Origin of the sequence: Pseudoduganella rivuli (assembly GCF_009674485.1) — a bacterium.
Taxonomy (GTDB): domain Bacteria; phylum Pseudomonadota; class Gammaproteobacteria; order Burkholderiales; family Burkholderiaceae_D; genus Rugamonas; species Rugamonas rivuli_B.
In genome coordinates this window covers 1-323 of the sequence record NZ_WKJJ01000076.1, presented here as the reverse complement: position 1 = coordinate 323, position 323 = coordinate 1, and the positions used below count along the sequence as shown (strand labels likewise).

Annotated in this window: 1 rRNA gene; it reads left to right on the top strand. The window is 49.5% G+C overall.

Annotated features, from left to right (window positions below):
• A 23S ribosomal RNA gene (locus GJ700_RS34780) occupies window positions 1-323 on the top strand; the annotation flags it as partial.

The window sequence follows — 323 nt, the reverse complement described above, 5'->3', positions numbered from 1 at the left end:
GCTGAATACATAGGCTAACGAAGCGAACGCGGCGAACTGAAACATCTAAGTAGCTGCAGGAAAAGAAATCAACCGAGATTCCCAAAGTAGTGGCGAGCGAAATGGGAAGAGCCTGTACGTGATAGTCGTTTGAATAGTGGAAGCTTCTGGAAATAAGCGCCATAGAGGGTGATAGCCCCTTACACGAAATTCAAGCGGTGGTACTAAGCGTACGACAAGTAGGGCGGGACACGAGAAATCCTGTCTGAACATGGGGGGACCATCCTCCAAGGCTAAATACTCGTAATCGACCGATAGTGAACCAGTACCGTGAGGGAAAGGCG